Here is a 12,062-nt window from a genome sequence, read left to right on the forward strand (position 1 = left end):
TTGTTTTACAATATGTTAAACCACTTGTTGTTGATAATCTGCATATGAGTGAAGAGCTTGTAGGCTGCCCAGTAATTGAATGCCGACAAAAGCAGAAGAACCATCACCATAAGCCATCCGAAAGTGTTAGGTTCCATGGATTGGACGAGATGACGCAGTACATCTGCATCCACGAAGGAAGATATCAATGCAGTCAGAAACATCAGAATGAAACTGGAGCAAATGGTCAGCAAGGTGGCAGACTTACGGAAAACAGTGCCTCCCAAAGTAAAGAAGGAATGGGTAAAGATCGTCAACGATAACAAAAACGTACCCACAGGGAAAGTCTGTCCCAACACGCTGGTGCCATTGCGCACTACAAAGTGGGAGCTATCGAAATTATTTTTCAAGAACAACTCTTCAAAAACCGTGCCTACGAGAGAACCCTGCATGCCTGGAGTAAGAAAGAGACTGAACACAAACTGAATGATGTCGGCTATTATCCACGAAGCGACAATCATCAAGGATGTTCCTAAAACGGTGTACAGCAAACGGGAAATAAACTTCTCCATATTGGTGGCTGGCAGCATCAAGAACAAAGAGCGGGAAGCCTTGGTCTTCATGTTAATGAAGATTCTTGACCCACAGAAAAAGAAAATAATGAAACTGATAAACATGAACAAACCAGAAACATTTCCCAAGTATAAGTCCTTCACATCATTATATGTAACATAACCATTGCTTCGCCAATTAAACTGATAAAAAATACAGATAAAGGAAAATACAAAAGCCAATCCCAGGGTGCTGCGCACATATTTCTTCCAGTTGGATAATGCGTCCCAACGCAAAACCATTGCCAAACGATGAAAATCTAAAACCTTATTCATAATATTGTCTTTTTTTGAACTTTTGCAAGTTCAGAAGTTATAGTAATTTGAAAATGAAAATAGAAACCTCACTCTTTATTTACAACTTGCCGTTGATGGCTGCATTGAAGAGAAGCTCGAGGTTCATCTGAGTCTCCCGGCTGCCAGCCTTTCGCTTGGCTATCACGGCATTGCCCTGAAGTGTAGGCTCTGCATAGAGCACTGTATCGTCCATTTCGGCAGGTGTGCGGTACTCGAAGGAATAGTCCTCACAAATATCTGCCACCGAGGCATCGAGCAAGAGATTATTCTGATTGAGAATAACAATGTGGTCGAGCAGCGATTCGATGTCATGAACCTGATGAGTAGAGATAATCAACATTCGCTCATCGGTCATATTGTTGGCTATCACCTTGCGGAACTGACTCTTCGATGGGATGTCAAGGCCATTGGTGGGCTCGTCCATGAAAAGGTATTTTGTACCTGTGGCAAGGGCAAAACTCATATAAGCCTTTTTCTTTTGTCCCATCGAGAGTTCGTTCAAATTAAGAGAGAGAGGTAATTCGAAATCCTGCAAACATCTGTCCAACACTTCCTGACTGAAGTTGGGATAGAAGGGACGGTTCATCTTCACATAGACATCGAGAGAAACATTGGGGAGAAAAAACTCCTCAGTCACTATAAAGATGTCACGAAGTACATCTGGGCGACGATCACAAGAAGATATTCCGTCGATAAGAATAGTGCCCTGCTGTTGACGCAGCAAACCACTGATCAGGTAAAGCAGAGTGCTCTTGCCTGTACCATTCTTACCTAAAAGTCCATAGATATTATTCTCCTTAAGAGTCATATTGAAATCGCTGAACACGTTTCTCTTGACTCCTTGATAATGGAAACTCAAATTGTTTACTTGTATCATAATCTAACTGTTTTAGTGTACTACTTTAATATTACACTGCAAAAGTATAACAAAAAGCAATAGCTTCCAAATTTTCGAGCAATTATTTTTTACTTTTAACACAACGTTAACTTTTCCACCTTATTTTATAAAGATAATAATATAAACATTCTCAAGTTCTGAACACTACGAAAGTTTAAATATCTGTCCCACACTGAGATGCAAAACAATAAGACACCTGTTGCCATCATGGTATCCATTTTTTTTAAAACTGATTCTATCAAAATGCCTACTTATGGCACAAATGTGCCCTACGTGGGGCACATTTGTGCTCTTTAAGGAACAATTTTACCACAAAGGAAAATAATATTACCAATTGAGCTTTCGCTGGGCTCAAAAATTATAGAAAATTAGAAACAACAGCTATTGTGGGAATATTTAATGTTTAATTTCAAGTTCACAAAGCTGTTGTCTAACTAACACAACTTCCGTAAATCAGAAAGTTGAGTTAGATATACTTCATCAAAATGTCCCAGACTGCTATGATATGACAGATACTACCAGCCAATACGAAGAAATGGAAGACAGAATGCATATACTTGCGCTTGTTGATACTATAGAACACAGCACCAGTAATATAACAAACGCCCTCGGCAACAATCCAAATGACCGTAGCAGGCGAAACAGAATCAATGAGAGGCTTGAAAGCAACCAACACGGAAAGTCCCATACCGACGAAACAAATGGTTTCCAAATTGCTGTGATCCTTCAGCCGGCAAAAACTCATGACAGTTCCGGCTATTGCACACGCCCAGATGAAACAGAACAGACTCCAGCCCCAATAACCCTGATCGCGCATAGCTATAAGCGTGATGGGAGAGTATGAACCTGCAATATGCCAATAGATGGCAGCATGATCCCATTTACGCAGTCGTTCTTTCCACTTGCTCCATGCCGAGAGAGCATGATACACAGTAGATGCAATATACGACATAAGCATGCCAAAGAGATAAAGTATCACTCCTGCCGTTGCCCAACCGTTGTGATTGGTAAAACACCAATACAGGAAAATAATACCTACTATGACTCCCAAAAGGATGCCACCCGCATGCGACCAGGAATTCCAAAGTTCCTCCTTATGACTGAAATGTATCTTGAGTTTCATATTTCTTTTATAGTACTAAAAAATAGTTAGCCGAATGCAAAGATAATGCCAATGAGCGCAATGAAAGCTTGCTTTCAAATTGCCGAGTGCAGCTTATCTTCTGCAAAGATAGCCCTATTATCCGTAACCGAAGACCATAGTGACGTTAAAAAAAAATAATGAGAACCTCCTCACTCGGAAATTCTCATTACGATGTAAATATAAATTGTATAAGTAAAAGATGATATCTGCGTTTCGCAACGCACCTTGTTTAAAACCAACGCAAAAGTAGTAAAAATTGTTTTTTAACAGGTGACTTTTTTGTCTTTTAGGGGGTAAAAATTATTTTTTGAACTAAAATGAACCAATTTTACCACTCATTTGCTTAAAAACACCAAGCCCTTGAGTGTGAAAAGACACTTTGTAAAAAAAACACCAGATACAATAATACATCTACAAAAAGTACTTAAAGCTAACAAAAACATCATTTAGAGACTTCATTCTGTATTTGTAAATTTAGAAATTAATGAAAATGAAAGAGGAAAAAGCGAACTTTTGAGTCAGTTCAGAGGTTTAAAAAATTAGAGGTTAAAGGTAGGAGAAGTTAAAGAAGTTTGAAAAATTATCACTCCCTTCGGTCGTTAGAAGTTATAGCCAACAGCTTTAAAACTACAGGCAATTTACAAAGCTGTTGCCCTTACAGGGCGCCTTGCCGATAAGCCATTATACCCAGGGCGCTGCCCTGGGCTAAGAGCTTTTGGGCCTTCAGCCCGTACTTAAAAACTTGAGTTATAAGCCCACTTGAAAAAGCCAATTTTACGAAAACCTATTCTTGATTATCAAATTGCAAAGACAAAAAATTCGATTTTCGACTTTTTCAAGTGGACTCAGTAAGATACTTGACTCAGATGAATATATGTTTATCTGAAAATATTAAGAAAGCGAGAGCATCTTCTCGATAGGCTTGACAGCATCGCGTGCGATCGCTTCATCAACCTCTACAGTAGGCCAATCATACTTCAGGGCATTATAAATCTTCTGAAGCGTGTTCATCTTCATATATTCGCACTCATTGCAGCTGCATCCTAATCCACCTTCGCTCACCTCGGGTGGCACAGGATAGAAAGTTACACCAGGACAGTTGCGCTCCAGCTCGTGAAGAATACCAGCCTCCGTGGCGATAATATACTCTTTGATTTCTGGATGCTTCTCGGCATATCGAAGCATTGTGGCAGTAGAACCCTTTACATCAGCTACAGCCAACACAGGAGCCTTGCACTCAAGATGAGCCATCACGACAGCCTCAGGATGCTCGCTCTTCAGCTTTATGATAGCCTCGACAGAGAATTTCTCATGCACATGACAGCCACCATTCCAGAGCAACATATTGCGGCCTGTAACACTATTGATATAATTGCCTAAGTTATAGTCGGGACCAAAGATAATCTTTTCATCTTGTGGAAAACTGTCAATCACCTTCTTGGCATTGCCACTCGTCACCACACAATCGGTAAGCGCCTTGACAGCAGCTGTCGTATTGACATAGCTCACCACCTTGTATCCAGGATGCTCAGCCTTATACTGCTTCAGGTCTTTGGCCTTGCAGCTGTCGGCAAGCGAACAACCAGCATTCAGGTCAGGACAAAGTACTGTCTTGTCAGGACTCAGCAGTTTGCAAGTTTCTGCCATAAAGTGCACACCGCACATCACCATTACCTTGGCATCAGTTTCTGCAGCCTTGCGTGCCAGCGCCAAAGAGTCGCCCACGAAATCGGCAATATCCTGAATATCGCCTACGGTATAGTAATGAGCCAGGATGATAGCATCTTTCTCCTTGCAGAGTCGGCGTATCTCCTGCTTCAAGTCTAAGGTTGCATCAACAGGTTCATCGACAAAACCTTTCTCTATCCATTCTTTTTTCACCATAACATTATTATTATTTTTATTTCTTTATTCTTCTTTTTTATAGGATATAGGAATGATGATATAACGTGGATAAGTGGATAAATATTTGGATGATTTCTTGCCAGTTTTATTATCCACACCCTGATAGTAAGTTATCAATACATCTGTTGCATTTCTTTTTCTTGGTTCTTAATGCTTTAGATGTTTTATCCACATTTTCCTATTTTGGTGCAAAGTTAATAAGTTTATATCTTTTTCCGTTCTAAAATTCCTAAAAACTTCATTAAAACTTAATAATAACTATGTGGATATCCTCATTCCGAGCGGGCTGGAATGTGATTGGTGGATATCTTGAAAGTTATGAATAAGTTATTGGATGGGTTTTCCATTCGTTTTTCCACAGGTTTGTGGATAAAAGTTATATACTATGTTCTGCTGTATTAAATACATAGCCTGTGCAAAATAATATTATTTTTTACCTGTAATAATGGTAGTTAAATAAAAAAATAGTATCTTTGCAGAGCAGATTTAAAAGATAATATTTTTTATAACTGCGGCTTTTCAGAATTGGATAGAACATTAATTCGTCAAGCATTGAGCGTTGCAGTTTCTATTTTTGAATATTGGTGTAATTATGACAAAAATAACTAAGTATATAATATTGATATTTTTATTAGCTTTACAAGTTGTCTATTTAATAGAAATTATAGAAAGGGTTAGTTTAAATAAATGGAGTGATATTTTCTTTCCATGTATTTTTTCTTTATCTATTTGGGATGCTTTCTATTTTTTTCTCAAAAAAGTAAAATAATAAAAGGGATATTTGCAGAGAGCATATATAAATACGCTCTCTACTTAATGTTTTATTTTTGTTTCAAAACAGTTTCTATTCTTTGAATGATATCTTCTGGCTTGATTTGGTTCATGCAAGCCATATCGCCTCGCATACATGGCTTATTGCCATAGATACTGCAAGGGCGGCAGGGTAAGTCTACCTGTACGGCATTGGTAGGATTTTGATTCCATCCCATGAAGCCGGCGTAGGGATGGGTTGCGCCCCATATACTTACCACGGGTGTGTGGACAAGTGATGCCAAGTGCATATTGGCGCTGTCCATGCTGACCATCACCTGCAGATGGCTCATGAGGATGAGTTCTTGCTGCAGACCCTTGAGCTGAGCCGACGCATTACATACTTCGGGCCATGTCTCTGCCCATCGGTTCATGACCTCAGTTTCCTTCTCTCCACCTCCGAAAAGAAATATTCTGCATTGTGGATAAGTGTGGATAACTCCCTGTATAACTCTTTCCATCAGATGCAATGGATATATCTTTCCCTCGTGTGCAGCAAAGGGAGCCAAGCCTATCCAGGGTTTTTCGTCGCTGTGGATATCTCTGTTTACTTCTGTGTTGGCCTTGTTCCACAGCATTTCTGGCAACAGGTTGAGGTCGCCTTTCTCTGAGCCAAAGATAGAAGTGAAATCCAGTTTGACAGGATAACCCAGTTTGGCAAGAACTTCAGCATAGTTTTCAAACGATGTGGGTTGCTGTACGAACTTCTTGTCGTTTTGTGATGTGAGCTGGCGTTTGCCCTTGCGGTGCTTGTCGATATGCGCCACCTTGAAGTTGTCGAGATTAAACCTCATGCGCAGATAGCTGGATCGCAGTACACTGTGCAGGTCGGCTATGGCTGTGAAATGCTTTGCCGAAAGACGACGATAGAGGGCATTGAGTCCCTTGATTCCATGATACTCATTTTTGATGTCGGCTTCCATGAAGCCTACATTAGGAGCTAAATTTTCGAAGAAAGGACGGGCAAACGGGCGGCTGAGCACAGTAATCCTGACGGCAGGATACTGGGTGGCAAGCGAATAAACCACAGGCACAGTCATGGCAACATCGCCCATGGCCGAAAATCGAATGATGAGAATATGCTCAGTCTTCATTTCGTTTATTTTTCTTAGTAATGGACTCTATTTGTTTCAAGTCAAGGGAAGACAAAGAAGAGAAGGAAACTGGGTGTCAATTGTTTCATAGCTTTCTTTTTAGGGGAAAAGATATGAAATACTGTGAATATTGCCGCTAAGTTTCCTTCTTCTGACTTTCCTGTTTTCGATTGTGCTATATATATAATAGGTGTAAACCTTATTATTTTTTGTTGTAGAGTACAGGATTGGTAGAAGGATCGTTGTACATCTTCATCTGTCTGTACACCTTCATATACTTTCTTCCAGCCTCGATATCTTCGAGCAACTGGTCGATGGCAGTACTGAGGTCAACCTGCTGTTCGAGCAGCACATCGAGTTTAGCCTGACATTTAGCCTTGTGTTCTGCAGAAGCCTCAGTACGTTCAGCCTGCTCACGCATGTGGTAAATCTTCAGGGCCAGGATGCTCAGACGGTCGACAGCCCATGCCGGACTCTCTGTGTTGATGCGTGCATCGGGCAACACTTTCACCTTGGCATACAACTCACGGAAGTATGAGTCGATCTGCTCAACGAGGTCGGTGCGGTCCTGGTTGCTCTTGTCGATGCGTCGTTTCAGGATCAAAGCCTCTGCAGGGTCAATCTGTGGGTCGCGGATGATATCCTCGAAATGCCACTGTACGGTATCAATCCAGCATTTCAGATACAAACGGTTCTCAATGGAGCCGTCTTCGTAAGGATTGTTGATAGGAGTATCAATGTTGTCCTTGATATGATAATCGGCAATAGCCTGATTGAAAATTTTGTTTGCTTTTTCTGTAAATGTCATGATGTTAAAAGATTAATTGATAATAATGCACAAAAGTAATTAAAAAAAAGCATATTACCAACAAAAAAGACAAAAAAGCACAAAAAAGGTGCACAGTTTATAGGTATATGTGCATCAATTAGCACTTTTTTCTATAAAATGTTTGTTTATTTGAAAAAAAAAGTGTTCCTTTGCACCCGATTTTTAATTAGAAATTAATTTATAAACATTTTAAAAGTTACAATTATGTCAGAAATTGAAAGCAAAGTAAAGGCTATTATCGTAGACAAACTCGGTGTTGATGAGGCAGAGGTTAAGCCAGAGGCAAGTTTCACAAACGACCTTGGTGCTGACTCTTTGGATACAGTAGAGTTGATCATGGAATTCGAGAAGGAGTTCAACATTTCTATTCCAGACGATAAGGCTGAGAAGATTGCAACTGTTGGTGATGCTATCGCTTACATCGAGGAGAACAGCAAGTAATTAGCAACTTCAATTATTATAAATGGAATTAAAGAGAGTTGTAGTAACAGGTCTCGGCGCCGTAACTCCAGTAGGTAATACTCCTGAGGAAACTTGGGAGAACCTCCTTGCAGGTAAGAGCGGCGCAGCTCCTATTACTCATTTCGATACAACCCTTTTCAAGACCAAGTTTGCTTGCGAGGTAAAGAACCTGAACATCAACGATTGGATTGACCGTAAGGAAGCCCGCAAGTTGGACCGTTACACTCAGTTGGCTCTTATTTCTGCCATGCAGGGTGTAAAGGATGCCGGTATCGATCTTGAGAAGGAAGACTTAAACAATGTAGGCGTTGTTTATGGTGTAGGTATCGGTGGTATCAAGACTTTCCAGGACGAGGTGACTTATTTTGGCACCCATCAGGAGAATGGTCCTAAGTTCAATCCATTCTTCATTCCTAAGATGATCGCTGATATCGCTTCAGGTCAGATTTCTATCCATTTCGGATTCCACGGACCTAACTACACTACTACATCCGCATGTGCTTCTTCAAGCAACGCATTGGCAGATGCTTTCAACCTGATTCGTCTGGGTAAGGCAAACATCATCGTCAGCGGTGGTGCCGAGGCTGCTATCTGCGAATGTGGTGTAGGCGGATTCAACGCTATGCATGCTTTGTCTACTCGTAATGATGACCCTGAGCATGCTTCACGTCCATTCAGCGCAAGCCGCGACGGATTTATCATGGGCGAGGGTGCCGGTTGCTTGGTTCTTGAGGAACTGGAGCACGCCAAGGCTCGTGGTGCGAAGATTTATGCAGAGATGGTAGGCGAAGGCGAGAGTGCCGATGCTTATCACATCACAGCTTCTCATCCTGAAGGTCTCGGTGCAAAACTCGTTATGGAGCGCGCCCTTGAGGATGCCAACTTGAAGCCAGAGGATATTGACTACATCAATGTTCATGGCACATCTACTCACGTAGGTGACATTTCAGAAGCTAAGGCTATCAAGAATGTCTTCGGCGAGTCAGCTTATAAGCTTAACATCAGTTCTACCAAGTCTATGACTGGTCACTTGTTGGGTGCTGCTGGTGCTGTAGAGGCTATGGTCTGCGTACTCAGTGTTAAGAACGACATCGTACCTCCTACCATCAACCATGAGGAAGATGATAAGGACGAAGAGCTCGATTATAACTTGAATTTCACCTTCAACAAAGCTCAGAAGCGTGAGGTTCGTGCTGCATTGAGCAATACCTTCGGTTTCGGTGGTCACAACTGCTGTGTAGTATTCAAGAAATATGCTGAATAATTTTATAGATAGAATAAAGCTCTCTTTCCGAAAGGATAAAGAGCTTTATTTTTCTTTGTATCAGATTTTAGGTTTTTATCCACACGAAATTAGCTATTACAAGATGGCGCTGATGCACAAGAGCATCATGCACCGCAACGCAAAGGGAAAACCCATGAACAATGAGCGACTGGAGTTTCTCGGTGATGCCGTGCTTGATGCTGTAGTGGGTGACATCGTATATAAGCATTTTCCCGGCAAGCGTGAGGGATTTCTTACTAATACCCGAAGCAAGCTGGTACAGCGCGATACGCTCAATAAGCTGGCACAGGAAATGGGCATCAATCAGCTCATTCTGTCGAGTGGCCACAGCTATTCGCACAATAGCTATATGGGAGGAAACGCCTTTGAGGCTCTTGTGGGAGCTGTCTATTTGGACAGAGGTTACAATGTCTGCATGGAGTTTATGCAGAAGCGTATTCTCTCACAGATGATCAACATCGACAAGGTGGCTTACAAGGAGGTCAACTTCAAGAGCAAACTCATAGAGTGGAGCCAGAAGAATCGTGTAAAGCTCGATTTCGTACAGGTGGAACAGGAAAAGGACAAGAACGGAAGTCCTGTATTCACCTACAAGGTGGTTATAGAAGGTATAGAGGGCGGAACAGGCAAGGGCTATTCCAAGAAGGAAAGTCAGCAGATTGCCTCCAAGCTTACTCTGGAACAACTTCGTAAGAAACCTCAGTATATTGACGCCGTCTTTGCTGCCAAGTCCAACCGTACCAAGATGGAGGAAGAACCTGTGCAGAGTGTGCCTGTTACTGAGGTAAAGAGTGACTTCATCATCACAAAAGAATCCGAAACAGAAGAAAAACAGGTAGATGTCTTCTGCGAAAAGGCGTACGAAGAGACTTCCCAGAAGGATACAGAACCTAAAGTAGAAGTGAAAGAAGAAGAGGAGTTCGATCTGAGCGATATTTCTTCCACTCCCAAGGAAATGTCTAAGGAAGACATCATTGCTGCTGCCGAAGCTGCTGCCTTTGAGGAAGAAGGAGAGAAATAAAAAGAGGATAGCAAGGCTATTATCGTTGTAGATTTCAGGCGACTTGTCATGATCCAAAATATACTCACTACAGGCATTGCCCGCTTATCAGCAATGGTTGTAGTGAGTATTTTTTTGCCTATATACTGCCATTTGTATTAAAAATAGTAAAAACTTTCTGTATATTAAAAGTTTAGGTTAATTTTGCAACTTAAAAGATATTAATATCACTTATGAGTTTAACAAAGATAGTCAGTAACGTCTTCAAACCTCGTCAAAAGGAGTTGGAGAAGTACTTGTATGATGCAGAACATCTGCAGCACAATGTACTCATGCACCTTTTAGAGAAAGGAAAAAATACAGAATACGGCGTTAAGCATCTACTAAACAATACCGATTCTTACGAGAAGTTTGCCAACAATATACCTGTCAACACCTACGAGGAGCTGAAAGGTGACATCGACCGTATGCGCCACGGCGAGCAGAATGTGTTGTGGCCAGGAACTGTGAAATGGTACGCCAAGTCGTCGGGAACCACCAACGACAAGAGTAAGTTCATTCCTGTGTCACGCGACGGATTGCATGGCATTCATTATGCAGGAGGCTTCGATGCGGTGGCCTATTATCTGAGAAATCATCCCGAAAGCAAGCTCTTCGATGGAAAGAGCCTTATTCTTGGTGGAAGTCATTCGCCCAACTATAATGTCTCGGGCAGTTTGGTGGGCGACTTGAGTGCCATCCTCATCGAGAATATCAATCCTTTGGCCAACTTGGTGAGAGTGCCCAAGAAGCAGACAGCCTTGTTGAGCGACTTCGAGGTAAAGCGCGACCGTATAGCCCGCGAGACGATGAATAAGAATGTGACCAATATCTCGGGAGTGCCCAGCTGGATGCTCAGTGTGCTGGTACGTGTTCTCGAACTTACGGGTAAAAAACATTTGGAGGAAGTGTGGCCCAACCTGGAAGTGTTCTTCCATGGCGGTATAGCCTTTACTCCTTATCGCAAACAATACGAGCAACTCATCACTTCGCCAGGCATGAACTATATGGAGACCTATAATGCCAGCGAGGGATTCTTCGGCTTGCAGGACGATCCATCCGACCCGGCCATGTCGCTCATGATCGATTATGATGTGTTCTATGAGTTTATACCTATGGACGAGTTTGGTACCGATCATCCTACGGTGGTTCCTCTTCAGGGCATCGAGGTGGGAAAGAATTACGCCATGGTTATCACTACCTCTTGTGGTTTGTGGCGTTATCTCATCGGCGATACAGTCATGTTTACCAGCAAGAATCCATACAAGTTCGTCATTACCGGACGTACCAAATACTTTATCAATGCCTTTGGTGAGGAACTCATCATGGACAATGCCGAAAAGGGATTGAAGTATGCCTGCGAGAAAACAGGAGCGCAGGTGGCAGAATATACAGCAGCTCCTGTCTTTATGGACAGTAATGCCAAGTGCCGCCACCAGTGGCTCATCGAGTTCTCCAAGGAGCCGGCAAGCCTTGACGAGTTTGCATCCTTGCTCGACAAGCATCTGCAGGAAATCAACAGCGACTATGAGGCCAAGCGTTTCCACGACGTCACACTTCAGCATTTGGAGATAGTGAAGGCCCGTCCTAACCTCTTCAACGACTGGCTCAAGAGCAAGGGTAAGTTGGGCGGACAGCACAAGGTGCCCCGACTGAGCAACAGCCGAAAGAATATCGACGAGATGCTCGAACTCAACAAACTATAATAT

10 protein-coding genes are annotated in these 12,062 nt (G+C 42.1%); 4 read left to right on the forward strand and 6 right to left on the reverse strand.

Going from position 1 to position 12,062, the window contains the following annotated elements; translation table 11 throughout:
• Nucleotides 1–5: 5 nt before the first annotated feature.
• From P3T48_RS07660 to P3T48_RS07685, 6 genes are all read right to left on the reverse strand, one after another.
• A complete protein-coding gene (locus tag P3T48_RS07660) occupies nt 6–866 on the reverse strand; it encodes a hypothetical protein (RefSeq protein WP_276506269.1) in 861 nt (286 codons plus the stop codon).
• 79 nt (nt 867–945) lie between these two features.
• Complete coding sequence (locus P3T48_RS07665; RefSeq protein ID WP_276506270.1) at nt 946–1,764, reverse strand: ABC transporter ATP-binding protein; 819 nt, start codon at nt 1,762–1,764, stop codon at nt 946–948.
• A gap of 487 nt (nt 1,765–2,251) precedes the next feature.
• Nucleotides 2,252–2,908 (reverse strand): PAQR family membrane homeostasis protein TrhA, encoded by a 657-nt coding sequence (gene trhA, locus P3T48_RS07670; RefSeq protein WP_022252031.1) that lies wholly within the window; start codon nt 2,906–2,908, stop codon nt 2,252–2,254.
• A gap of 912 nt (nt 2,909–3,820) precedes the next feature.
• Entirely contained in the window at nt 3,821–4,813 is a 993-nt protein-coding gene (nadA, locus tag P3T48_RS07675; RefSeq protein WP_276506271.1) for a quinolinate synthase NadA, read from the reverse strand.
• Nucleotides 4,814–5,655: 842 nt separating this feature from the next.
• Nucleotides 5,656–6,738: a glycosyltransferase family 9 protein gene (locus tag P3T48_RS07680; RefSeq protein WP_276506272.1), complete on the reverse strand. Its 1,083-nt coding sequence runs from the start codon at nt 6,736–6,738 to the stop codon at nt 5,656–5,658.
• 202 nt (nt 6,739–6,940) lie between these two features.
• The gene (locus tag P3T48_RS07685; RefSeq protein ID WP_022252036.1) at nt 6,941–7,546 is read right to left on the reverse strand and encodes a DUF4254 domain-containing protein; all 606 of its coding nucleotides are present in this window, start codon (nt 7,544–7,546) and stop codon (nt 6,941–6,943) included.
• A 225-nt stretch (nt 7,547–7,771) separates the two neighbouring features.
• Between P3T48_RS07685 and P3T48_RS07690 the strand changes: the two genes are divergently transcribed.
• The 4 genes from P3T48_RS07690 to P3T48_RS07705 all read left to right on the forward strand — a co-directional run bounded on the left by P3T48_RS07690 (nt 7,772) and on the right by P3T48_RS07705 (nt 12,059).
• A complete protein-coding gene (locus tag P3T48_RS07690; protein ID WP_022252037.1) occupies nt 7,772–8,008 on the forward strand; it encodes an acyl carrier protein in 237 nt (78 codons plus the stop codon).
• Between the two features lie 22 nt (nt 8,009–8,030).
• A complete protein-coding gene (fabF, locus tag P3T48_RS07695) occupies nt 8,031–9,293 on the forward strand; it encodes a beta-ketoacyl-ACP synthase II (RefSeq protein ID WP_022252038.1) in 1,263 nt (420 codons plus the stop codon).
• Entirely contained in the window at nt 9,283–10,335 is a 1,053-nt protein-coding gene (gene rnc, locus P3T48_RS07700) for a ribonuclease III (RefSeq protein ID WP_276506273.1), read from the forward strand. Before fabF ends, rnc begins: the two co-directional genes overlap by 11 nt.
• A gap of 212 nt (nt 10,336–10,547) precedes the next feature.
• The gene (locus P3T48_RS07705) at nt 10,548–12,059 is read left to right on the forward strand and encodes a GH3 auxin-responsive promoter family protein (protein ID WP_022252040.1); all 1,512 of its coding nucleotides are present in this window, start codon (nt 10,548–10,550) and stop codon (nt 12,057–12,059) included.
• Nucleotides 12,060–12,062 lie beyond the last annotated feature (3 nt).

This window comes from Segatella intestinalis (assembly GCF_029348455.1).
In the GTDB taxonomy this organism is placed as follows: Bacteria; Bacteroidota; Bacteroidia; order Bacteroidales; family Bacteroidaceae; genus Prevotella.

Coding starts and splice junctions, on each gene's coding strand:
- P3T48_RS07665 (WP_276506270.1), bottom strand. CDS start 1,764: ATGATACAAGTAAACAATTTGAGTTTCCATTATCAAGGAGTCAAGAGA.
- nadA (WP_276506271.1), bottom strand. CDS start 4,813: ATGGTGAAAAAAGAATGGATAGAGAAAGGTTTTGTCGATGAACCTGTT.
- P3T48_RS07680 (WP_276506272.1), bottom strand. CDS start 6,738: ATGAAGACTGAGCATATTCTCATCATTCGATTTTCGGCCATGGGCGAT.
- P3T48_RS07690 (WP_022252037.1), top strand. CDS start 7,772: ATGTCAGAAATTGAAAGCAAAGTAAAGGCTATTATCGTAGACAAACTC.
- P3T48_RS07685 (WP_022252036.1), bottom strand. CDS start 7,546: ATGACATTTACAGAAAAAGCAAACAAAATTTTCAATCAGGCTATTGCC.
- P3T48_RS07705 (WP_022252040.1), top strand. CDS start 10,548: ATGAGTTTAACAAAGATAGTCAGTAACGTCTTCAAACCTCGTCAAAAG.
- P3T48_RS07660 (WP_276506269.1), bottom strand. CDS start 866: ATGAATAAGGTTTTAGATTTTCATCGTTTGGCAATGGTTTTGCGTTGG.
- fabF (WP_022252038.1), top strand. CDS start 8,031: ATGGAATTAAAGAGAGTTGTAGTAACAGGTCTCGGCGCCGTAACTCCA.
- rnc (WP_276506273.1), top strand. CDS start 9,283: ATGCTGAATAATTTTATAGATAGAATAAAGCTCTCTTTCCGAAAGGAT.
- trhA (WP_022252031.1), bottom strand. CDS start 2,908: ATGAAACTCAAGATACATTTCAGTCATAAGGAGGAACTTTGGAATTCC.